Source organism: Kitasatospora sp. NPDC002040 (assembly GCF_040296785.1).
Classification (GTDB): domain Bacteria; phylum Actinomycetota; class Actinomycetes; order Streptomycetales; family Streptomycetaceae; genus Kitasatospora.
The window spans coordinates 1-21,231 of the sequence record NZ_JBEOXV010000020.1; the positions used below are offsets into that span (position 1 = coordinate 1).

Here is a 21,231-nt window from a genome sequence, read left to right on the forward strand (position 1 = left end):
GTGCCGTGGCAGCGGGTGGTGGAGTCGGATGCGGTCGAGGTGCCGTTGACCGCGCGGGCGGGCGGCCGGGCACCTGTCGGTGGGTCAGCCCGCGTGGTGGGCGGACCAGAAGTCGGCCCGGGCCAGCACGGAGGTGTCGGCCTGGTCGGTGAAGAAGCCGTCCACGCCCTGGTCCAGCAGGAAGCGGGCCCAGGCGATGGAGTCGCCGAAGGCGTTGGGGTCGGTGCCGCGGCGGAAGTCGACGGGCAGGAAGGCGTTCTCGTTCCGCAGCGTGTACGGGTGCAGCAGCAGGCCCTTGGCGTGGGCGTCGGCGACCAGGGTGGTGACCGGCAGGAGCTTGCCGGTGGCCGGGTCGACCGGGGCGATCAGGTTGGTGGTGGGGCCGAGGCCGTGGGCGAAGCCGGCGATCCAGCGCAGGCCGTCCGGGGTGACCAGGTCGGCGACGGTGCGCTTGTCGCCCGCGAGGACGAAGTCGTAGGGCTGGGTGCCCCGGTCGCCGAGCAGCTGGATCCGGGGGTTGTCGACCAGCTTGGCGAGGCGCTGGAGGCTGCTCGGTTCGAAGGACTGCAGGATGGCCCGGCCGTTGCGCCCGGCCAGCCCGGCCCGGCGCAGCTCGGTGGCCAGGCGCTCCTCCAGCGGCAGGCCGATCGAGCGGAAGTAGCTGGGGTGCTTGGTCTCGACGTACAGCCAGACCTCGCGGCCGGTGGAGCGGGTCCGCTGCCGGGCGAACTCGACCACGTCGCCGAAGGTGGGCACCGCCCAGCGGCCGTCGTACAGGGTGTTGTGCTGGCGCTGGAGCGGCAGGCGCTCCTTCGCCCGCAGGGTGCGCAGCTCGGCCAGGGTGAAGTCCTCGGTGAACCAGCCGGTGACCGCCCTGCCGTCGATGGTCTTGGTGGTCTTGCGGCCGGCGAACTCCTGGTGGTCGGCGACGTCGGTGGTGCCGCCGATCTCGTTCTCGTGCCGGACCACCAGCACGCCGTCCTTGGTCGGCACCAGGTCCTGCTCGATCACGTCGGCGCCGAGGTCCAGCGCGTGCTGGTACGAGCCGAGGGTGTGCTCGGGGCGGTAGCCGCTGGCGCCCCGGTGGCCGACCACCAGCGGGTGCGGCAGCCGGTCCAGGCCGGTGCCGGTGCGCACCGGCGGGCGGGTGCCGGCGCCCTGACGCTCCGTCGGGCCCTCGGTGTCGGCGCGGCCGTCGGCCCGGCCCTCGGTGTCGGCGAAGGCCTCCCCGGCGCCCGCGGTGCTCAGCGCGGCGGCCCCGAGCCCGAGCGCGCCGCTGGTCCGCAGGAACCAGCGGCGCGAGGCGTCGGTGCCCTCAGGGGTGTGATGCTCCGTCATGTCGTCTCCCGGCTCGGCGCGGTGTGATTACCCGTCCGTACGGTAGGAGCCGAGCGGGATCCTGGCGATGACCGGGCGTCGAATCTTGGACAAAGCTCGGACGACCTCCAGGAATTTCCGGGGTGGGGTGTGGGGTGGGGTATTCAGCGGATCCCAAGGCGACGAAACGCCCCGGAAATCGGGTTGTAAACAGTCGTAAAAACGACGGCAAAACCACGCGGGCACCGCTCTGGCCTGGGCATGGTGCGTGCTCGGCCAGTCCGCTACGGTGTGCTGAACGGAGCGCGATCGCCCCCGCAAAAACCCACCCGTGGCACAGTGTTGTGTCCGCACCGGCCGAACTCCCACCGAGGTGCGCGCAGATGAGGCTCACCCCCCATGAGCAGGAGCGCCTGCTCATCCACGTCGCCGCCGACGTGGCCCGCTCCCGGCAGGCCCGCGGCCTGCTGCTGAACCACCCCGAGGCGGTCGCCCTGATCACCTCGCACGTCCTGGAGGGCGCCCGCGACGGCCGTACCGTGGCCGAGCTGATGGCCTCCGGCCGTGAGGTGCTCGGCCGCAAGGACGTGATGACGGGCATCGCCGAGATGATCCCGGACGTCCAGGTCGAGGCCACCTTCCCGGACGGCACCAAGCTGGTCACCGTGCACGGGCCGATCCAGTGACGGCCGAAGGGGTGACACCGGGCGAAGTCCTGTACGGGGAGGGCGAGATCGGCCTCAACGCCGGTCTGCCGGTCACCGTGCTGACCGCCGTGAACGGCGCGGACCGACCGGTCCAGGTCGGCTCGCACTACCACTTCGCCGAGGCCAACCCGGGCCTGGAGTTCGACCGCCGGGCGGCGTACGGGCTGCGCCTGAACATCCCGGCCGGGACGGCCGTGCGGTTCGAGCCGGGCATCCCGGTCGAGCTGCAGCTGGTGCCGATCGGCGGCCGCCGCGAGGTGCACGGCCTGCGCGGCGAGACCGGGGGAGGGCTGGATGCCTGAGTACGCACTGAGTCTGAGCCGGCAGCGGTACGCCGCGCTGTACGGCCCGACGGTCGGCGACCGGATCAGGCTGGCCGACACCAACCTGCTGATCGAGGTCGAGGAGGACCGCAGCGGCGGCGGGGACGAGGCGGTGTTCGGCGGCGGCAAGGTTATCCGCGAGTCGATGGGCCAGGCCAGGACCAGCCGGGCCGAGGGCGCGCCGGACACCGTGATCACCGGCGCCGTGGTGCTGGACCACTGGGGCGTGGTCAAGGCCGACATCGGCATCAGGGACGGCCGGATCACCGCACTCGGCAAGGCCGGCAACCCGGAGACCATGCACGGTGTCCACCCGGAGCTGGTGATCGGCCCGGAGACCGAAGTGATCTCGGGCAACGGGAAGATCCTCACGGCGGGCGCGATCGACGCCCACGTGCACCTGATCTGCCCCCAACTCGCCGACGAGGCGCTCGCCTCGGGCATCACCACCCTGGTCGGCGGCGGCACCGGCCCCGCCGAGGGGAGCAAGGCGACCACGATCACTCCGGGCGCCTGGCACCTGGCCCGGATGTTCGAGGCGATGGACGGTGTGCCGCTCAACCTCGGGCTGCTCGGCAAGGGCAACACCGTCAACACCGTCTCCATGCACGACCAGCTGCGGGCCGGAGCGCTCGGCTTCAAGATCCACGAGGACTGGGGCGCCACCCCCGCCGCGATCGACGCCTGCCTGCGGGTCTGCGAGGAGTCCGGCGCCCAACTCGCCATCCACACCGACACCCTGAACGAGGCCGGGTTCGTCGCCGACACGCTGGCCGCGATCGCCGGGCGGGGCATCCACGCGTACCACACCGAGGGTGCGGGCGGCGGGCACGCGCCCGACATCATCACCGTGGTCTCGGAGCTGAACGTGCTGCCCAGCTCCACCAACCCGACCAGGCCGCACACCGTGAACACGGTGGACGAGCACCTCGACATGCTGATGGTCTGCCACCACCTGAGCCCGCACGTGCCCGAGGACCTGGCCTTCGCCGAGTCCAGGATCCGCCCCTCCACCATCGCGGCCGAGGACGTCCTGCACGACCTCGGCGCGATCTCCATCATCAGCTCCGACTCCCAGGCGATGGGCCGGATCGGCGAGGTGGTGCTGCGCACCTGGCAGACCGCGCACGTGATGAAGGCCCGCCGGGGCGCACTGCCCGGCGACGGGAGGGCCGACAACCACCGGGCCCGCCGGTACGTGGCGAAGTACACCGTCAACCCCGCGATCGCCCAGGGCCTGGACCACGAGATCGGCTCGGTCGAGCCCGGCAAGCTGGCCGACCTGGTGCTCTGGAGCCCGGCCTTCTTCGGGGTCAAGCCCGACCTGGTGATCAAGGGCGGCCAGATCGCCTGGGCCCAGATGGGCGACGCCAACGCCTCCATCCCGACCCCGCAACCCGTGCTGCCCCGGCCGATGTTCGGCGCCCGGGGCCGGGCCCCGGCCGCCAACTCGCTCAACTTCACCTCCCCGGCGGCGATCGAGCACGGCCTGCCCGAACGGCTCGGCCTGGCCAAGCCGTTCACCGCCATCGGCAACACCCGGGGCGTCACCAAGGACCACCTGGTCAACAACACCGCCAGGCCCGAGGTCAGGGTCGACCCGGACACCTTCACCGTCACCGTCGACGGCGAGACCATCACCCCGGCTCCGGCCGCCGAACTGCCGCTGGCCCAGCGGTACTTCCTGTTCTGACATGTCGGCAGCACTGCTCCTGCTCGCCGACGGCCGGTTCCCGGCCGGCGGCCACGCGCACTCCGGCGGGGCCGAGGCGGCGGTGAAGTCCGGCCGGGTGCACGACCACCTGTCGATGGCGGCCTTCCTGACCGGCCGCCTGCACACCACCGGCCTGACCACCGCCGCACTGGCCGCGGCCGCCGCGCTGGCCCCCGACGGGCTGGACGCGGTGGACCTGGCGGCCGAGGCCCGGACGCCGTCGCCCGCCCAGCGCGCCGCCAGCCGGCGCCTCGGCCGGCAGCTGCTCCGGGCCGCCCGGGCCACCTGGCCGCACCCCGTGCTGGACGGCCTGAAAGCCCGTCACCCGGGCGGCGCCCACCAGCCCGTGGTGCTCGGCGCCACCGCCCACGCGGCCGGCCTCACCCCGGCCGACGCGGCGGCGGTGGCCGCGTACGAGAGCGTCAACGGCCCGGCCACCGCCTGCGTCCGCCTGCTCGGGCTGGACCCGTACCAGGTCACCGCCCAACTCGCCCGGCTCGCCCCCGCGTTGGACGCCGTCGCCGCGCAGGCGGTCGAGGCCGCCCGGGCCGGCGAGCTGCCCGCCGCCTCCGCACCCCTGCTCGACGTCTACGCCGAGCAGCACGGCTCCTGGAAGGTACGACTCTTTGCATCGTGACCACGTCGACCCCTACGACGCCTCCGTAGCGCACTCCTACACCGCAACTCCCGTCCGGGCCCTGCGGATCGGCCTCGGCGGGCCGGTCGGCTCCGGCAAGACCGCCACCGTCGCCGCGCTCTGCCGGGTGCTCCGGGAGGAGTTCTCGCTCGCGGTGGTCACCAACGACATCTACACCACCGAGGACGCCGAGTTCCTGCTCCGCAACGCCGTGCTGCCGCCCGAGCGGATCACCGCCGTGGAGACCGGCTGCTGCCCGCACACCGCGATCCGGGACGACATCTCCGCCAACCTGGAGGCGGTGGAGGAGCTGGAGGCGGCGGTCGGCCCGCTCGACCTGGTGCTGGTCGAGTCGGGCGGCGACAACCTGACCGCGACCTTCAGCCGGGGCCTGGTGGACCACCAGATCTTCGTCATCGACGTCTCCGGCGGCGACAAGGTCCCGCGCAAGGGCGGCCCCGGGGTCTCGGGCTCCGATCTGCTGGTGATCAACAAGACCGACCTGGCCCCGCTGGTCGGCGCCGACCTCGGCGTGATGGCCCGGGACGCCAAGGCCCAGCGCGGTGACCTGCCCACGGTCTTCACCGCCCTCTCCAGCCCCGACGGCATCGCCCCCGTGGTGGCCTGGGTCCGGGAGAAGCTGGCCGCCTGGCAGCCGCGTTGACCGCCGTCCCGGGGACCGCCGCGCTCACGGCGGCCGCCCGGGTGCTCGCCGAACCGGACGGGCGGGGCGGCACCGCCCTGCCGGTGCTGGCCGGCGGCGGCCCGTTCGCGCTGCGCCGCACCCTGGGGGAGGGGCCCGGCGCGCACGTGGTGCTGATCGGTTCGATGGCGGCCCCGCTCGGCGGCGACCGGCTGGCCGTGCGGGTCGAGCTCCGGCCGGGCGCCGTGCTCCGGCTCACCAGCGCGGCCGCCACCGTCAGCCTGCCCGGGCCCGGACCGGCGCACTACGAACAGGAGTTGACCGTCGGCGCCGACGCCGAGCTGGACTGGAGCCCCGAGCCGGTGATCGCCGCCGCCGGGAGCCACCTGGTCCTGCGCACCCGGATCGAGCTGGCCGCCGGCGCCCGGCTCCGCTACCGCGAGGAGCAGGTGCTCGGGCGGCTGCACGACTGGACCAGGGGCGGCGGCCCCGGCCGGCTGACCTCCCGCCTGACCGTACGTCAGGCGGGGCAAGTGATCCTCGACCAGCAGACCGACCTCGGCCCCGGCGCCCCCGGCTGGGACGGCCCCGCCTGCCTGGGCGGACACCGCGCGGTCGGCCAGCTGCTCACCGTGGGGCTCCCCGCGCCCACGGCCCCGGCGGCGGGCGACGCGGCCCTGATGGCGCTGCCGGGGCACGGGGCCGCACTGCTCACCGCGCTGGCGCCGGACGGACTGCAGCTGCGCAGGGCGCTGGCGGGGCGTCAAGGCTCTTGATACGTACCGTCCTTGCACCAGGGGCGTAACGTCCGGACCCGGGGGCTGGACGGCCCTGGGGGCTCTGGCAGACTGTGCCCGACCGGCGATCTTTTGGGTCCGGGCATGACAAGGGAGTCAGGGCATGTGGGGTCGGGGGACCGTTCTGGGTGGGCGCTACACGTTGACCGAACGGATCGGCGGCGGGGGCATGGGCGACGTCTGGCGCGCCGACGACCAGGTGCTGGGCCGTCAGGTCGCGGTCAAGGTGCTGCACGCGGCGCTGCTGGAGGACGAGCAGTTCGCCGAGCGGTTCCGCCGCGAGGCCAGGATCCTCGCCGCCCTCAGCCACCCGGGGATCGTCGACGTGCACGACTACGGCGAGAGCGCCGAGGGCTCCGACGACCAGGGCGCCTACATCGTGATGGAGCTGATCGACGGTCAGCCCCTGCACCAGGTCCTCGCCGACGGCGGCCCGATACCGCCAGGCCGGGCGCTCGCGCTGCTGGCCGGGGCGCTGGACGCCCTGCACGCCGCGCACCAGCAGGACATCGTGCACCGCGACATCAAGCCGTCCAACCTGATGGTCCGGGACGGCGACCGGGTGACGGTGACCGACTTCGGGATCGCCCAGGCCGCCGCCAGCACCAAGCTCACCGCCTCGCACGCGGTGCTCGGCACCGCCCTGTACATGGCCCCCGAGCAGGCCGAGGGCGGGGCCGTCACCCCGCTTTCCGACCTCTACGCGATCGGGGTGGTCTGCTACGAACTGCTCACCGGCGAGGTGCCGTTCGGCGGCGAGTCGGTGTTCGAGATCGTGCTCAAGCACGTCCGGGAGCCCGCGCCCGGCCTCCCGCCCGCCTTCCCCCCGGCGGTCCGCCAGTTCGTCGCGACCGCGCTGGCCAAGCAGCCCGGGGAGCGCTACCCGGACGCCGCCGCGATGGCCGCCGCCGCCCGGGCCGCGATCGCCGGCGGCCCGGCGACGGTCCCCGCCACCGTGGTGCCCTCGCCCGCCCTGCTGGCCACCCCGGTCACGGTGGTGGCCGGAGCGGCGGCGAGCAGCGCCCCGACGGTGGTGCAGGAGCGGCGTTCGCGCCGGTCCCGGTTCATGGTCCCGCTGATCATTCCGATCGTGATCACGGTGGGCGCCGGCGGGGCGTACCTGGTCGACTGGCACCCGCAGCAGGGCGACGCCAACGCGGCCGGTGGCCAGCCGAAGACCTCGGTCTCCGGCAGCCCGAACCCCGGTTCGCCCTCGGCCGCTGGGGCCGGCTCGGCCCCCGCCGCGTCGCCCGCCGCCGACGGGACGTCCCCCGCGCCCGGCGCACCGGTGACCGACCCGAACGCCCAGCCGGGCACCGCGACCGGTGCCCAGCCCGGCGGCACCGTACCCAACCCCGGCGGCGGCGCGGCCGCAGGCGGCACCGGCACGGGCAGCACCAACAACGGCGGCGGCAGCACCAACAACGGTTCCGGCGGCACCCCGGGCGGCGGCACACCCGGCGGCGGTGGCGCCACCAACCCGGCACCGACCCGGACCACTGCGGCCCCCACCACTCCGCCGCCCGCGGTGCCGGCCGGCTGCGGCGGGAGCGGCTGGGGCTACATCACCGGGGTCGCCTCCGGACTGAAGCTGGGCCTGGCCGGCCAGAGCCTGGCCGCCGGCACCAAGCCGGTGACGGGCGGGTACACCGGCTACGGCTGGGCGCGCTCCGCGGCGGACCCGGGCGGCTGGTACCAGTTCCACCCGTGCAGCCTGAGCAAGCCCGCGCTGGTGCAGAAGATGATGGCCGACGGCGCGGTCGAACTCGCGGGCGACTTCGAGATCTCGACCCAGTGGACCGTGGGCAGCGCCTCCACCGCGGGGGCGCAGACCCTCCGGGACATCCAGGGCGCCACCTGCCTGACCGACAACGGATCGGGCCGGGCCGCCACCATGCAGACCTGCACCCCCGGCAACAAGTACCAGGAGTGGCGGGTCCCCAAGGCCGGCTGACCCGAGCGGGGTGAACAACGGGCGGATTCCCGGACGGCGGCAGGTCGGATACGGCATAACGGTGGGGAACCCGAACCCGGCCGAAGGATGCCACCGATGCCCCTGAAGAACTACGGCGTGCTCGCCGCCACCGCCGTCGACCGCCGCCGCGAGGGCGCCACCGACACCCCGCACTACCAGATCCACCTGCGCGACGCGCACGGCACCGACTACCGGGCCGCCGTCAACGTCCAGTCGCAGGAGGCTCCTTCGGAGCTGCTGTACGTGGTGGTGGACGACTTCCGGCACCCGCTGACCGGCCTGCTGCCCAAGGCCGGCAGCGGGTGGACCAGGCTGGCGTCCGCGCCGGGCACGGCCGCGCTGGACTTCATCCGGGGCAACCTGTTCGACCCGGCGAAGCTGCGCATCCTGCCGCCGGACCTGCCCGGGGTCGACAACGACCTGGCCGACCTGCTGGACCACCACGTCCAGCGGGCGATCGCCGATCCGGACGCGGCGGTCTACCTGATCGGCGAGCGCTTCGGCCCCGAGGCGAAGGTCCCGGACAAGGTGTTCGGCTTCCTGCCCGGCAACGGCGTGCACGACCTGCACATGAACCAGGGCAACAGCGGCCGGTTCCGCAAGGACGACGGCGTGTACCAGGACGGCGGGCTGATCATCCACCTGCCGGCCGAGGACCGGTGGGTGGCGGTCTTCCTCGCGTTCCAGTCGCAGGGCTGGCACACCGACGACGCCACCGGCCACACCCTGCCGACCGCACCGGACCGCCCGACCGACCACCACGACGCGGCCCTGCGGATCGTCGCGGCCCTGGTCAACCCGGTCGGCCCGGCCCCGGAGCAGGAGACCGTCACCCTGCTCAACGCCTCGGCCGCCGCCGTCGACCTGACGGGCTGGCAGCTGGCCGACCGGGCCAAGCACCGGCTCGCGCTCCCGGCCGGTCCGCTCGCCCCGGGCGCGGTGTTGACCGTGCGGGGCCACGGGGCGTTCGAGCTCGGCAACCACGGCGGGGCGATCACCCTGCTCGACCCGGCCGGCCTGAAGGTGCACGGCGTCGCGTACACCGCCCGCGAGGCCGCCGCCGAGGGCCGGACGATCACCTTCTGACGGTCGGTCACCCCGGTCGGTCACCCGGTCGGCGCAGCACCACGCCGACCGGGCCCGCCCCGCCTTCTAACCTGACGGGATGACCGACCGTCAGCCGCCGGCACCGAGGCGCCTGCGCCACCGCCCGCTCTCGCCGCTGCGCGAGCACCTGCGGGACTCGTTCTGGTTCGCCCCGCTGCTGGCCTGCGTCGGAGCGGTGCTGCTGGCCGGCGGCACCAGCTGGCTGGACGAGGCGCTGGTGCACGAGACGATCGCCGAGACCGGCACCGCCGCCGATCTGATGTCCTCCGCCAGCGGGGCCAAGGCGGTGGTCTCCACGGTCAGCTCGGCGATGCTGACCTTCATCGGTGTGGTCTTCTCGATCTCGCTGGTGGCCCTGCAGATGGCGGCCAGTCAGATGAGCCCCCGGGTGCTGCGGCTGTACGTCCGGAGCCGGATCACCAAGGCCACCTTCTCGACCTGCCTGGCCACCTTCCTGTTCACCCTGCTGGTGCAGCTCGGCTACGACGACACCACCGACCCGACCAAGGTGGTCTCGGTCCCGGTGGTGTCCACCGTGGTGGCCGTCCTGCTGGTGCTGCTCAGCCTGGGGCTGTTCGTGCTGTACGTGCAGTCCACCCAGCGCCTGCTGCGGGTGCCGCACGTGATCGACCGGGTGACCCGGGAGTCGGTGGGCGTGCTCACCACCTACCGCTGGATGGCGCCGGAGGCGGGCCCCCGGCTGGACCCGCCCGAGGACAGCGTGACGCTGCTGCACCAGGGCAGCTCCGGCGTGCTGCGGGACGTCAACCTGGCCCGGCTGGTCCGGGTCGCCCGGCGGCACGACGCGGTGTTCCACCTGGTGCCCCGGATCGGCGACTTCATCGCCCCCGGCACCCCGACCGTGCTGGTCGCGGGCGGCACCCCGCCCCGGCCGCACCGGATCACCTCGGCGCTGAACATCGGCGTGGACCGCACCATGCACCAGGACCTGAGCTTCGGCTTCCGGCAGTTGGTGGACATCGCGATCCGGGCGCTCTCGCCGGCCGTCAACGACCCGACCACGGCGGTGCAGGCGATCGACCGGATCCACCAGCTGCTGGCCATGCTGGCGGGCTACCCGTTCGGCGAGCTGCGCTACCGGGACCGGGACGGCCGGGTCAGGCTGGTCCAGCCGATCCCGGACTGGCAGTGCACCATCGACCTGGCCTTCACCGAGATCCGGATCTGCGGCGCGGGCCAGCCCCAGGTCACCCGGCGGCTCGCGGCCGCGCTGGACGACCTGCTGCGGATCACCCCGGACGACCGCCGACCGCCGCTGCTGGGCCAACGGGCCCTGCTGGAGCGGGCGGTGGCCGAGCAGGTGCCGGACCCGGACAACCGCGCCTTCGCGCTGGCCCCGGACCGGCAGGGCATCGGCTGACCCGGGTCGGTCCGGGCTCAGCCCGTGTGCAGGACCCGGAACCGGTCCGGTCGGGCCGGATCGCGGTCGGCGACCTGGACCGGCGCCCAGGCCCACTGCCGGACGCCGATGCCCGGCACCCGGGAGAACCGGATCGGGCCCCGGGTGCCGTCGACGGCGACCTCGGACCAGCCCTCGGCGGTGCGGGCCCGGTCCGCGCCGTGCGTCCGCAGCAGCGCGGCCAGCACGGCGACGGTGTCGTACCCCTCGAAGGCGACGAAGGACGGGGCCTCGCCCAACCGCTCGCGCAGCGCCGTCCCGACCCGGGTGCCGAGCGGGCCGAGGTGCTCGGGCAGGTAGCGCAGGAACGGGACCGCGGCGCCGTCGCCGCCCAGCAGGGACGCCCATTCGGCGAACTCGGGCTGCCCGGCCGGAGCGCCGATCAGCAGCTCGGCGAGGCGGGGGTCGCGGCGGACGGCCCGGACGATCGGCACGGCCGGCTCGGGCAGCCCGACCAGCAGCAGCAGGGCGGTCGCGTGCTGGGCGGCGAGCTCCTCGACCAGGTCCGCCGGGGTGAGCGCCGCGGCGTCGAGCTCGATCAGGGTGCCGCCGCGCGGGGCGAGGTGGTCCCGCAGGATGCCGGTCCCGGCCGCCCAGTAGACGCTCGGCTGGGCCGCCACGGCGATCCGGCGGTGGCCCGCGCCGAGCAGGAAGTCCGCGTAGACCCGCCAGCCGCGGGACTGCGCCGGGGCGAGCCGCGCGACCCACTCGGTCGGCTCCTCGGTGAGCGCGTCGAGCACCGCCGAGGAGCAGAGGAACGGCAGGCCGAGGGCGTCGGCCCGGGCGGCGGCCGCCCGGGCGACCACGCTGTGGTACTCCCCGGCCAGGGCGGCCACGCCGAGCGCGGCCAGTTCGTCCACGGCCGCCGCGGCCCGCCCGGGGTCGGCGGCGGTGTCGCGGACCAGCAGTTCGAGCGGCCGGCCGGCGATCCCGCCGGCCTGGTTGACCTCGTGCGCGGCCAGTTCGAGACCGGCCAGCAGGTGCCGGCCCGCCTCGACCCAGCCGGGCCTGGTCAGCGGGACGAGCACGCCGATCCGGACGGACGGCGCGGCGGTCATGCGCCCGCCTCGCCGGCCCGGGTGCCGCGCTGGTCGAGCGAGGCCAGGTAGGCGTTGTACGCGACCAGCTCGGCGTCGCCGTCCCGGTCGGCGGCGCGGTCCCGGCGGCGGGCCTGGCGCTCCTCGGACTTGGCCCACTGGAGGGTCAGCGCGATCAGCACGATCGCGGTCGGGATCTCGCCGAACGCCCAGGTGATGCCACCCGCGAGCTTCTGATCGTTGATCAGGTCGGTGCCGGGCGGGGCGGTCGCGGTGCTGAAGGTGGTCACCAGCGGGCTGGTCGCCATCATCACCGCCACGCCGAAGAAGGCGTGGAACGGCATCCCCATGAACAGCTCGATGATCCGCATCACGAAACCCGGCCGGTGCGGCCCCGGGTCCACGCCCATGATCGGCCAGAAGAACAGCAGGCCGACCGCGAGGAAGTGCACCATCATCCCGATGTGCCCGACCCGGTACCCCATCAGGAAGTCGAACAGCGGGGTGAAGTAGAGCGCGTACAGGCTCGCGATGAAGAGCGGGATGGTGAAGGCCGGGTGCGAGACGATCCGCACGTACCGGCTGTGCAGCAGGGCCACCAGCAGCTCGCGCGGCCCCTTGCCGCTGCCCTTGCGGACCGGGCGGAGCGCGCGCAGGGCGAGCGTGATCGGCGCGCCGAGCAGCAGCAGGATGGGGGAGAGCATGGAGAGCACCATGTGCTGGATCATGTGCGCGCTGAACAGCACCATGCCGTAGTCGTTCAGCCCGGTGCAGGTCACCAGCAGGACGGTGCCGAGACCGGCCAGCCAGGCGATGCTGCGGCCGACCGGCCAGCGGTCGCCGCGTCGGACCAGCCGGACCACGCCCGCGCCGTACAGGCCGAGCGCGACCAGCACGCCGAGCAGGAACGGCCAGTCGGGGGACCAGGTCAGAGCACTGTCGGCGGTGAAGGGGCCGAGCGGCTCCATCCCGCCGTGGTGGTGCATCCCGGTCGTGCCGTCGCCCATCGGCGGGTCCTGCTTTCCCTCGTCCGTTCCGGCCGGACCGGGCCGTACTGGCGGTCCGGTTCGTCCGTTTTGCTTCGGGGGTCAGCCTAGGCGCCGTTTATCCCGGGCCGGGCACCGGGGTCCGGCGTGGCTCAGTCCTCGGCGGCGAGGTCGAGCGATCCGGTGACCTTGTGCAGCAGGGCCTGCAGCGCGGTGGCCTCGGCCAGCGAGAGCCCGCTGGCCTCGACGATCCGGCGCGGGACGCAGCCGGCCTGCTCGCGCAGGGCCGTACCGGCTTCGGTGAGGCGGATGGTGACGGAGCGTTCGTCCTCGGTGCTGCGGGCCCGGTGCACGTACCCCGCCGCCTCCAGGCGCTTGAGCAGCGGGGAGAGGGTGCCGGAGTCCAGCCGCAGGTGCGCGCCGATCTGCTTGACCGGCAGCTCGCCGTGCTCCCACAGCACCAGCATCACCAGGTACTGCGGGTAGGTGAGGCCGAGGTCCTTGAGCAGGGTGCGGTAGACGCCGCCGAACGCGCGCGAGGCGGCGTGCAGCGAGAAGCAGATCTGGCGGTCGAGCCGGAGCAGCTCGGTGTCGGGCACCTGCGAGAGGTCGGTCGGCTGGCTCATGCCTCCAGAATAGCTGCGGGCAGCTCAGTTGTGCACAACTGAATTGCGTGCAATGCTTAGCGGCAGAGGGCAGGCCGGACAACGGCCGCCGACCAACGAAGGGACCGGTCACCATGGACGCGCTGTACACCGCTGTCGCCACCGCCAACGGCCGCGAGGGCCGCACCGTCAGCTCCGACGGTCAGCTGGACCTCGCGCTGGCGATGCCGCCGGCGCTCGGCGGCAACGGCCAGGGCACCAACCCGGAGCAGCTCTTCGCCGCCGGCTACGCCGCCTGCTTCGCCAGCGCCCTCGGCCTGGTCGGCCGCCAGGCCCGGGTCGAAACCGGCGAGATCTCGGTCGCCGCCGAGGTCTCGATCGGCAAGGACGAGACCGGCTTCGGCCTCTCCGTGGTGCTCCGGGTCGAGCTCCCCGACGCCCTCGCGGGCGAGACGGGCCTGCTGCTGGTCAAGCAGGCCCACGAGGTCTGCCCCTACTCCAAGGCCACTCGTGGCAACATCCCGGTCGAGCTCGTGGTCGAGTAACCACCCCGTATGTCCCGCAGACCCCGCACGCCCCTGCAGCCCCGGACCGCACTGGTCCGGGGCTGCAGGCATGTGCCCCTAGCACGAACCACTCCGGCCGGGTGCCGGTCTTCCGGGGGGATCCCCCGCACGGGCGAACCCGCCCCGAAGTCGGCACCACGGGCCCCGCGGAGCGAAAGGCTGGTGCGCTCCACCGCTCAGGTGGAGCCGAACCCGTCCCTGTCCCTTCGACCGCTCAGAGGATGCCGATGCTTCGTGCTGGATCGTCACCCGGAGGTTGGCGCTCCGCGTCCGTTCTCCTGTGGCTCCTGCCCACGGCGGTGATGGCGGCCGCCGCGGTCGCCGCCGGATCGGTGGCCGCGACCGGCGACCGCGCGGGAGTCGTCTGGTGCGGGGTCGTGGGCGTGGTGGGCACGGCGGCCGTGGCCGTCGCGGCCGCCGAGGCGGCCCGTCGGGGCCGGACGCTGGAGGCCCTGCGCGAGCGGTACGCCCGACAGGAGGGCGAGCTGCGGCACCGGCTGGCCCGGCAGGAGGCCGAGACGGTCCGGCTGGCCCGGGTCACCCTGCCCGGGCTGGTCGCCCGGCTCCAGCGCGGCGAGTTCACCGCGGACGTGCTGAAGGAGTACGAGGCCCAGGACCCCACCGTCGGCCCGGAGTTCCAGGCCGCCTGGCAGGCGGTGCTGCGGACCGTGCTGGAGGCGGTCGACCGCGAGGAGGGGCTGCGCGAGTCGGCCCAGCGGGCGTTCGTGAACATCGCCCGCCGGGTGCAGGCGATCGTGCACCGCCAGGCGCAGGACCTGCGCGAGATGGAGGACCGGCACGGCACCGACCCGGCCGTCTTCGACGACCTGCTCCGACTCGACCACGGCAACGCGCTGGTGGGCCGGCTGGCCGACTCGATCGCGGTGCTCGGCGGCGCCCGGCCGGGCCGCCAGTGGAGCCGGGCGGTCCCGCTGTACAGCGTGCTGCGCGGGGGCATCTCGCGAATCCTGGACTACCGGCGGGTGGAGCTGCACCCGGTCTCCGAGGTGGCGGTCGTCGGCACCGCGGTGGAGCCGCTGGTGCACGCGCTGGCGGAGCTGCTGGACAACGCCACCCGGTACTCGCCGCCGCACACCGACGTGCACCTGACCGCGGTCGAGGTGCAGACCGGTATCGCGATCGAGATCGAGGACGGCGGCCTCAGCCTGAGCGAGGAGGGCCGGGCCCGGGCGGAGCGGATGCTCGAGGAGGCGGAGGAGGGCATCGACCTCAACGACCTCGGCGAGACGCCGCGGCTCGGTCTGGCGGTGGTGGGGCGGCTGGCCCAGGCGTACGGCTTCCAGGTGTCGCTGCGCCCGTCCGCGTACGGCGGCGTGCGCGCGGTGCTGATCGTCCCGCAGGACCTGATCACCACGGCGCCCGTCGGCGGCCGGGTCCGCACCATCGGCATCGGCGCCGGCCTCCGGCCGGCCTCGGCCGAGCTCTCCCGGTCCGAGGGCGGAGTGCGGCCGTGGGGGTCCACGACGGTCCCGCTGCCCGCCCCGGAGCAGCAGCTCCGGCCCTCGGCGGCCGGCCCGGATCCGGCGGCGGGTGAGCAGCCCCCGAACGGGCTGCCGCAGCGCCGCCGCCATGCCGCACCCTCCCGGACCGCCCCGCCCGCAGGCCCGCGCGCGCCCGGCCCCGCACCGGTACAGCCCGGGATGTGGCTGGCCGCGTTCCACGAGGGGGTGAACGGCAACGCGCCCACCGGCGCGGCCGACCACACCGGTGAAGAGCCGGCAGAGAAGGGCGAGCAGTGACTCAGCAACGGACCAACATGGACTGGATGCTCAAGGAGCTGGCGGACGGTGTGCCGCACGCCCGCCACGTCGTCGTGCTCTCCGCCGACGGCCTGCGGATGGCCCAGTACGGCACCGACACCGACACCGCCGACCGCCTCGCCGCCGCCTGCGCTGGCCTGCAGAGCCTGGCCGCCGCGGTGGGACACGAGTTCCCGGACGGCGACGGCCGGATGCGGCTGGTCGTGATCGAGATCGGCGGCGGCTTCTTCTACCTGATGGCGGCCGGCGCCCGGGCCTACCTCGCGGTGCTCGCGGACGAGGGCGTGGACGCCGGGCTGGTGGGCCAGCGGATGCGCGATCTGGTGGCCCGGATCGGCGAGCACCTCAGCACCCCGCCACGCACCGCCGAGCAGGCCGTATGAGCGCAGCCCACCGGGACTGGGACGAGGGCAGCCCCGAGCGGCTGTACGTGATCACGCGCGGGCGCAGCGAGGTGGCCGGGCGGACCACGTTCGACCTGGTCACCCTGATCGTCGCCCGCTCGGAGCCCGCCCCCACGATGCAGCCGGAGCACGCGGCGATCCTGCGGGTCTGCGCCTCGCCGCTGTCCGTGGCCGAGATCTCCGCCCACCTGCGGCTGCCGATGAGCGTGGTCACGGTGCTGCTGGCGGAGCTCCTGACCGAGAAACGGATCGAGGTCCGGGCCCCGGTGCCGAAGGCGATCCTTCCCGACCACGCCCTGTTGGAAGCGGTGATACGTGGACTTCAGAAGCTCTGAGACGGCGCTGGGACCCCAGCGTGCGGACCTGCTCCCGGCCTCGGCCGCCACGGCGGTCAAGGTCGTGATCGTCGGCGGCTTCGGCGTCGGCAAGACCACCCTGGTGGGCTCCGTGAGCGAGATCCGGCCGCTGACCACCGAGGAGACGATGACGCAGGCCGGGGCGGACGTCGACGACACCGCGGGGGTCGAGCGCAAGACCTCCACCACGGTGGCGATGGACTTCGGCCGGATCAGCATCAACGAGGAACTGGTGCTGTACGTGTTCGGCACCCCCGGACAGGAGCGGTTCTGGTTCCTCTGGAACGGCCTGTTCGAGGGCGCGCTGGGCGCGGTCGTGCTGGTCGACACCCGCCGCCTCGAAGTCAGCTTCGACGTGATCGGGCAGCTGGAGGACAGCGGGGTGCCGTTCGTCGTCGCGGTCAACGCCTTCCCCGAGGCGCCCACCCACCCGACCGAGGACCTGCGGGCCGCCCTCGACCTGCCCCCCGAAGTGCCGATCGTCAGCTGCGACGCCCGGACCCGCGAATCGAGCCGGGACGTCCTGCTGGCCCTGATGCGCTACCTGCACCAGCTCTCCGCCCCACCCGCACGGTGACCGCGCCGCCACGGCTCCTTCGCACCGACCGCTCACGACGCCCGCCATCCGACCCCCCGGAGATACCCGTGACCAGCCCGTTCCGTGACGAAGCCAGCTCCACCCCGCCGCCCGGCTGCCCCGCCCACGGGCTCGGCCCCGGTGGGCTCGGTGCCGACGGGCTCGGCGTCGGCGGCCTCCGGCGGCTCTACGGGCCGGAGGCCGAGGCCGACCCGGCGGCCCTGTACGAGAAGCTGCGCGCCGAGCACGGCGAGGTGGCGCCGGTGCTGCTGCACGGCGACCTCCCGGCCTGGCTGATCCTGGGCCACTCCGCCAACCTCACCGCGATGCGGACCCCGTCCCGGTTCTCCCGGGACTCCCGCCGCTGGACGGCGTTCCAGCAGGGCCGGGTCACCCCGGACTCCCCGCTGATGCCGGTGATCGCCTGGCAGCCGCTGTGCGTGTTCGCGGACGGAGCGGAGCACAAGCGCCTGCGCGGGGCGGTCACCGACGGCCTGAACCGGTTCGACCGGCGCGGCATCCGCCGCTACATCACCCGCTTCGCCGACCAGCTGATCGAGGACTTCGGACCCTCCGGCCGGGCCGAGCTGGTGGCCCAGTTCGCCGAGCACCTGCCGATGCTGGTGATGACCCACGTGGTCGGGATGCCGGAGGAGTACGGGCCCCGGCTGGTCGAGGCCGCCCGGGACCTGATGAAGGGCACCGAGACGGCCATCGCGAGCAACGACTACGTGGTGGCGACGCTGCGCCGGATGGTCGAGCGCAAGCGGGTGGCGCCCGGGGCCGACCTGGTGTCCTGGCTGATGCAGCACGAGGCGGGGCTCACCGACGACGAGGTGCTGGAGCACCTGCGGGTGGTGCTGCTCGCGGCGAACGAGACCACCGTGAACCTGATCGCGGACACCTTGAAGATGGTCCTCACCGACCGCCGGTTCCGGGCCCACCTGTCCGGCGGCCACATGACCCTGCCCGACGCCCTGGACCAGGTGCTCTGGGACTCCGCCCCGATGTCGCTGGTCGCGGGCCGCTGGGCCACCGGCGACACCGAGCTCGGCGGCCAGCAGATCAAGGCCGGCGACATGCTCCTGCTCGGCCTCGCGGCCGGCAACGTCGACCCGGTGGTGCGCCCCGACCTGTCGGAGCCGCTCCACGGCAACCGCGCCCACCTGGCCTTCGGCGGCGGCCCGCACGAGTGCCCCGGCCAGGACATGGGCCGGGCCATCGCGGAGACCGGCATCGACATCCTGCTCACCCGCCTGCCCGACCTCCGGCTGGCCGTCCCCGAGGACGAGCTGACCTGGACCTCGGCCTGGCTGTCCCGGCACCTGGTCGAGCTGCCGGTGAGCTTCTCCCCGCGGGCCAGGCCCGCCGCGGCCGCGACCCTGCCCCCGGCACCGCCGACCGTGGTGCCCGCCATGCCGGCGGCCCCGCCCGTGGTCCCGTCGGTCGTTCCGCCGGTGGCGGTGGCCTTCCCCCGGCAGCGGCGCAGCTGGTGGAGCATCCTGACCGGGCGGCCCCGGCGCTGACGACCCCGGGCGGCCCGGCGCTGACGGCCGGTCAGGGCAGCCGCAGCTCGGCCCAGATGACCTTCCCGCTGTCGGTGTACCTGGTGCCCCAGCGGTCGGCCAGCTGGGCGACCAGGAACAGCCCGCGCCCGCCCTCGTCGGTGGTCGCGGCGTAGCGCAGGTGGGGCGAGGTGCTGCTGCCGTCCGAGACCTCGCAGACGAGGGAGCGGTCGTGCAGCAGCCGGACCCGGATCGGCTCCCGGCCGTAGCGGATGGCGTTGGTGACCAGCTCGCTGAGGATCAGCTCGGTGGGGAAGGCGAGGTCGTCCAGGCCCCAGTCGGTGAGCTGACGCGCGACGTCGGCGCGGACGTCCCGCACCGCGGCCGGGTCCGCCGGCACCTCCAGGACCATCACCTGGCGGTCCGTCAGGACCCGGGTCCGGGCGACCAGCAGGGCGATGTCGTCGGCGGGCTCGGCGGGCAGCAGGGCGTGAAGGACGTCCGCGCAGGTCTGCTCCGGGCTGCGGTCGGGGTGGGCCAGCGCGGTGGTCAGCAGGTCCAGCCCCTGGTCGATGTCGCGGCTGCGGTCCTCGACCAGGCCGTCGGTGTAGAGCACCAGCCGGGCGCCCTCGGGCAGCTCCAGCTCCGCGGTCTCGAACGGCAGCCCGACCAGGCCCAGCGGCGGTCCGGCCGGGACGTCGGGGAAGTCCACCGTGCCGTCCGGGAGCACCACGGCGGGCGGCAGGTGGCCCGCCCGGGCGACGGTGCAGCGCCGGGAGACCGGGTCGTAGATCGCGTACAGGCAGGTGGCCCCGGTGATCGGGGCCTGGTCGCCGTTGGCGGCCTGGTCCTGGTCGATCCGGTTGACCAGGTCGTCCAGCAGGCCGAGGAGTTCGTCGGGCGGCAGGTCGAGCGAGGAGAAGTTGTGCACGGCGGTGCGCAGCCGGCCCATGGTGGCCGCGGCGTGCAGCCCGTGCCCGACCACGTCGCCGACCACCAGCGCGACCCGGGCGCCGGGCAGCGGGATGACGTCGAACCAGTCGCCGCCGACACCGGCCTGCGCGGGCAGGTAGCGGAAGGCCACGTCCAGCGCGTCCTGTACGGGCACCCCGCCTGGCAGCAGGCTGCGCTGGAGCGCGACGGCCATGGCGTGCTCGCGGGTGTAGCGGCGGGCGTTGTCGATGGCGACGGCCGCGCGGGCGACCAGCTCCTCGGCCAGCGCGATGTCGTCCTCGTCGAAGGCGTCCGGCCGCTCGGCGCGCCAGAAGGTGGCGAGGCCGAGCACCACGCCCCGGGCCCGCAGCGGTACCGCGAGCAGCGCGTGCACACCGTGCTCGCGCACCTGCCGGGCGCGCTGCTGGTCGTACGAGAGCCAGGCCGTGACCGCCTCGGTCAGATCGGCCTCGGCCACGGTGCGCCCGCTGCGCAGACTGCGGGCGCGCGGGGTCCCGGGGAGGAACGGGACGCTCTCGCCGACCGGGGTGAACGGACCGCCGGTGCCGGCCGGGCTCAGCCCGGACCGGACCATCGGCGCCCCCGCCGCCGGCTCCTCGCCACGGAGCACCGGCTCGGCGAGGTCCACCGTGACGTGGTCCGCGAAGGCGGGGACCGCCGCCTCGGCCAGCTCCTGGGCGGTCCGGGACACGTCCAGGGTGGTGCCGACCGCCAGGCCCGCGTCGTACAGCAGCTGGAGCCGGCGCCGGACCAGCTCGGCCTTCCCGGTCAGGGCGCGCAGCTCGGTGGAGTCACGCAGCGTCGCGACCAGCCCGGGCGGCCCGCCGTTCCGGTCGGTGGGCCGGACGTTGACCGCCAGCAGCCGGTCCCCGGCGGCCAGCACCTCGTCGGTGACCGGCCGCCCGGAGGCGAGCACCTCGGCCACCCGGCGGTCGAGGCCCAGCTCGGCGACGGGCCGGCCCTCGGCGCCGGCGGGCAGCCCCAGCAGGCGCTCGGCCTCGTCGTTGGCCAGCAGCAGCCGGCCGTCCCGGTCGATGATCAGCACCCCCTCGCGGACCGAGTGCAGCACCGCGTCGTGGTGCTCGTACATCCGGGTCATCTCGGCCGGGCCCAGCCCGCGGGTCTGCCGCCGCAGCCGCCGGCTGACCAGGGCGGCCCCGGCGGTGGCCAGGGCGAGGGCGCCGGCGCCGCCGGCGATCAGGATCGGCAGCTGCTGCTCGGCGCTGTCGCTGACCCGGCTGGTCCTGATCCCGGCCGAGACCATGCCGACCACCTGCCCGTCGGTGTCGGTCACCGGCACCACGGCCTGCACCAGCGGGCCGATGGTGCCGACCACCTCCTCGGTGATCGACTGCCCGGCCAGCGCCGGAGCCGTGGTGCCGACGAACTTCTTCCCGATCCGGTCGGGCATCGGGTGGGTGTAGCGGATCGCGTCGGTGTTCAGCACCACGACGAAGTCGACCCCCGACTTGATCCGGGTCGCCTCGGCCTTCGGCTGGAGCAGCGCGGTCGGGTCGGGGGAGCGGAGCGCCTCGACGATCCCGGGCGAGTTGGCGAACGCCTCCGCCACCGCGAGCGAGCGGTTGCGGGCCTCGCTCGCGCTGTCGCGCTGCGCCTGCAGCGCCGACTCCACGCCGATCGCGACCAGCAGCAGCAGCACCACGAAGACCTGGAGCACGAAGACCTGGCCCGCCACGCTGCGCGGTCCCCGGGCCGCCCCGAACCACCGGCGGCGCCCGTTCGGTTCGGGGACGGCGGCGGGGACGGTGTCGGTCACGGCCGGGTCCGAAATCGGAGCCATGTGCCCAGGTGTACCCCTC

At 74.3% G+C, this 21,231-nt stretch carries 20 protein-coding genes; 15 read left to right on the forward strand and 5 right to left on the reverse strand.

All coding sequences use genetic code 11. The features are described 5' to 3' along the window. Nucleotides 1–84 precede the first annotated feature (84 nt). Nucleotides 85–1,338 (reverse strand): glycerophosphodiester phosphodiesterase, encoded by a 1,254-nt coding sequence (locus tag ABT118_RS28780; RefSeq protein ID WP_350675150.1) that lies wholly within the window; start codon nucleotides 1,336–1,338, stop codon nucleotides 85–87. A 362-nt stretch (nucleotides 1,339–1,700) separates the two neighbouring features. Here ABT118_RS28780 and ABT118_RS28785 point away from each other — a divergent pair, with 362 nt between their 5' ends. The 9 genes from ABT118_RS28785 to ABT118_RS28825 all read left to right on the forward strand — a co-directional run bounded on the left by ABT118_RS28785 (nucleotide 1,701) and on the right by ABT118_RS28825 (nucleotide 10,601). Continuing rightward, on the forward strand, nucleotides 1,701–2,003 hold the full coding sequence (locus ABT118_RS28785; protein ID WP_350675152.1) for an urease subunit gamma: 303 nt from the start codon (nucleotides 1,701–1,703) through the stop codon (nucleotides 2,001–2,003). Between the two features lie 11 nt (nucleotides 2,004–2,014). Next, nucleotides 2,015–2,326, forward strand: a complete 312-nt coding sequence (locus tag ABT118_RS28790; RefSeq protein WP_350675155.1) for an urease subunit beta — start codon at nucleotides 2,015–2,017, stop codon at nucleotides 2,324–2,326. Beyond that, entirely contained in the window at nucleotides 2,319–4,040 is a 1,722-nt protein-coding gene (locus tag ABT118_RS28795) for an urease subunit alpha (RefSeq protein WP_350675158.1), read from the forward strand. Before ABT118_RS28790 ends, ABT118_RS28795 begins: the two co-directional genes overlap by 8 nt. Before the next feature lies 1 nt (nucleotide 4,041). Further along, nucleotides 4,042–4,698, forward strand: a complete 657-nt coding sequence (locus tag ABT118_RS28800) for an urease accessory protein UreF (RefSeq protein WP_350675160.1) — start codon at nucleotides 4,042–4,044, stop codon at nucleotides 4,696–4,698. Then, nucleotides 4,688–5,362, forward strand: coding sequence for an urease accessory protein UreG (gene ureG, locus ABT118_RS28805; protein ID WP_350675162.1), 675 nt, complete (start codon nucleotides 4,688–4,690; stop codon nucleotides 5,360–5,362). The genes ABT118_RS28800 and ureG overlap by 11 nt, the downstream gene beginning before the upstream one ends. Then, nucleotides 5,359–6,117 (forward strand): urease accessory protein UreD, encoded by a 759-nt coding sequence (locus ABT118_RS28810; RefSeq protein WP_350675164.1) that lies wholly within the window; start codon nucleotides 5,359–5,361, stop codon nucleotides 6,115–6,117. Before ureG ends, ABT118_RS28810 begins: the two co-directional genes overlap by 4 nt. 163 nt (nucleotides 6,118–6,280) lie before the next feature. Then, a complete protein-coding gene (locus ABT118_RS28815; RefSeq protein ID WP_350675166.1) occupies nucleotides 6,281–8,092 on the forward strand; it encodes a protein kinase domain-containing protein in 1,812 nt (603 codons plus the stop codon). Nucleotides 8,093–8,188: 96 nt separating this feature from the next. Then, a complete protein-coding gene (locus tag ABT118_RS28820; RefSeq protein WP_350675167.1) occupies nucleotides 8,189–9,199 on the forward strand; it encodes a DUF2278 family protein in 1,011 nt (336 codons plus the stop codon). 79 nt (nucleotides 9,200–9,278) lie between these two features. Continuing rightward, the gene (locus ABT118_RS28825) at nucleotides 9,279–10,601 is read left to right on the forward strand and encodes a DUF2254 domain-containing protein (RefSeq protein WP_350675168.1); all 1,323 of its coding nucleotides are present in this window, start codon (nucleotides 9,279–9,281) and stop codon (nucleotides 10,599–10,601) included. Nucleotides 10,602–10,618: 17 nt separating this feature from the next. Here ABT118_RS28825 and ABT118_RS28830 read toward each other — a convergent pair whose 3' ends face one another. The 3 genes from ABT118_RS28830 to ABT118_RS28840 form a co-directional block, all read right to left on the reverse strand. Continuing rightward, nucleotides 10,619–11,698 (reverse strand): ABC transporter substrate-binding protein, encoded by a 1,080-nt coding sequence (locus ABT118_RS28830; protein WP_350675169.1) that lies wholly within the window; start codon nucleotides 11,696–11,698, stop codon nucleotides 10,619–10,621. Then, on the reverse strand, nucleotides 11,695–12,663 hold the full coding sequence (locus tag ABT118_RS28835) for a cytochrome c oxidase assembly protein (RefSeq protein ID WP_350675276.1): 969 nt from the start codon (nucleotides 12,661–12,663) through the stop codon (nucleotides 11,695–11,697). The genes ABT118_RS28830 and ABT118_RS28835 overlap by 4 nt, the downstream gene beginning before the upstream one ends. A gap of 152 nt (nucleotides 12,664–12,815) precedes the next feature. Then, entirely contained in the window at nucleotides 12,816–13,289 is a 474-nt protein-coding gene (locus tag ABT118_RS28840; protein WP_350675170.1) for a MarR family winged helix-turn-helix transcriptional regulator, read from the reverse strand. A 113-nt stretch (nucleotides 13,290–13,402) separates the two neighbouring features. Here ABT118_RS28840 and ABT118_RS28845 point away from each other — a divergent pair, with 113 nt between their 5' ends. From ABT118_RS28845 to ABT118_RS28870, 6 genes are all read left to right on the forward strand, one after another. Next, nucleotides 13,403–13,813, forward strand: coding sequence for an organic hydroperoxide resistance protein (locus tag ABT118_RS28845; protein WP_350675171.1), 411 nt, complete (start codon nucleotides 13,403–13,405; stop codon nucleotides 13,811–13,813). Nucleotides 13,814–14,061: 248 nt separating this feature from the next. Further along, nucleotides 14,062–15,594, forward strand: coding sequence for a sensor histidine kinase (locus ABT118_RS28850; protein WP_350675172.1), 1,533 nt, complete (start codon nucleotides 14,062–14,064; stop codon nucleotides 15,592–15,594). Beyond that, the gene (locus ABT118_RS28855) at nucleotides 15,591–15,998 is read left to right on the forward strand and encodes a roadblock/LC7 domain-containing protein (protein ID WP_350675174.1); all 408 of its coding nucleotides are present in this window, start codon (nucleotides 15,591–15,593) and stop codon (nucleotides 15,996–15,998) included. The genes ABT118_RS28850 and ABT118_RS28855 overlap by 4 nt, the downstream gene beginning before the upstream one ends. After that, on the forward strand, nucleotides 15,995–16,354 hold the full coding sequence (locus ABT118_RS28860; RefSeq protein ID WP_350675176.1) for a DUF742 domain-containing protein: 360 nt from the start codon (nucleotides 15,995–15,997) through the stop codon (nucleotides 16,352–16,354). The genes ABT118_RS28855 and ABT118_RS28860 overlap by 4 nt, the downstream gene beginning before the upstream one ends. After that, nucleotides 16,335–16,952, forward strand: a complete 618-nt coding sequence (locus tag ABT118_RS28865; protein WP_350675178.1) for a GTP-binding protein — start codon at nucleotides 16,335–16,337, stop codon at nucleotides 16,950–16,952. Before ABT118_RS28860 ends, ABT118_RS28865 begins: the two co-directional genes overlap by 20 nt. A 68-nt stretch (nucleotides 16,953–17,020) precedes the next feature. Then, on the forward strand, nucleotides 17,021–18,478 hold the full coding sequence (locus ABT118_RS28870; RefSeq protein ID WP_350675180.1) for a cytochrome P450: 1,458 nt from the start codon (nucleotides 17,021–17,023) through the stop codon (nucleotides 18,476–18,478). Between the two features lie 31 nt (nucleotides 18,479–18,509). Here the strand turns inward: ABT118_RS28870 and ABT118_RS28875 are convergent, their stop codons facing one another. Beyond that, nucleotides 18,510–21,212, reverse strand: coding sequence for a SpoIIE family protein phosphatase (locus ABT118_RS28875; RefSeq protein WP_350675183.1), 2,703 nt, complete (start codon nucleotides 21,210–21,212; stop codon nucleotides 18,510–18,512). Between the last annotated feature and the right edge of the window lie 19 nt (nucleotides 21,213–21,231).

Coding starts and splice junctions, on each gene's coding strand:
- ABT118_RS28780 (WP_350675150.1), bottom strand. CDS start 1,338: ATGACGGAGCATCACACCCCTGAGGGCACCGACGCCTCGCGCCGCTGG.
- ABT118_RS28785 (WP_350675152.1), top strand. CDS start 1,701: ATGAGGCTCACCCCCCATGAGCAGGAGCGCCTGCTCATCCACGTCGCC.
- ABT118_RS28825 (WP_350675168.1), top strand. CDS start 9,279: ATGACCGACCGTCAGCCGCCGGCACCGAGGCGCCTGCGCCACCGCCCG.
- ABT118_RS28860 (WP_350675176.1), top strand. CDS start 15,995: ATGAGCGCAGCCCACCGGGACTGGGACGAGGGCAGCCCCGAGCGGCTG.
- ABT118_RS28820 (WP_350675167.1), top strand. CDS start 8,189: ATGCCCCTGAAGAACTACGGCGTGCTCGCCGCCACCGCCGTCGACCGC.
- ABT118_RS28840 (WP_350675170.1), bottom strand. CDS start 13,289: ATGAGCCAGCCGACCGACCTCTCGCAGGTGCCCGACACCGAGCTGCTC.
- ABT118_RS28795 (WP_350675158.1), top strand. CDS start 2,319: ATGCCTGAGTACGCACTGAGTCTGAGCCGGCAGCGGTACGCCGCGCTG.
- ABT118_RS28845 (WP_350675171.1), top strand. CDS start 13,403: ATGGACGCGCTGTACACCGCTGTCGCCACCGCCAACGGCCGCGAGGGC.
- ABT118_RS28830 (WP_350675169.1), bottom strand. CDS start 11,698: ATGACCGCCGCGCCGTCCGTCCGGATCGGCGTGCTCGTCCCGCTGACC.
- ABT118_RS28850 (WP_350675172.1), top strand. CDS start 14,062: ATGCTTCGTGCTGGATCGTCACCCGGAGGTTGGCGCTCCGCGTCCGTT.
- ABT118_RS28835 (WP_350675276.1), bottom strand. CDS start 12,663: ATGCACCACCACGGCGGGATGGAGCCGCTCGGCCCCTTCACCGCCGAC.
- ABT118_RS28875 (WP_350675183.1), bottom strand. CDS start 21,212: ATGGCTCCGATTTCGGACCCGGCCGTGACCGACACCGTCCCCGCCGCC.
- ABT118_RS28800 (WP_350675160.1), top strand. CDS start 4,042: ATGTCGGCAGCACTGCTCCTGCTCGCCGACGGCCGGTTCCCGGCCGGC.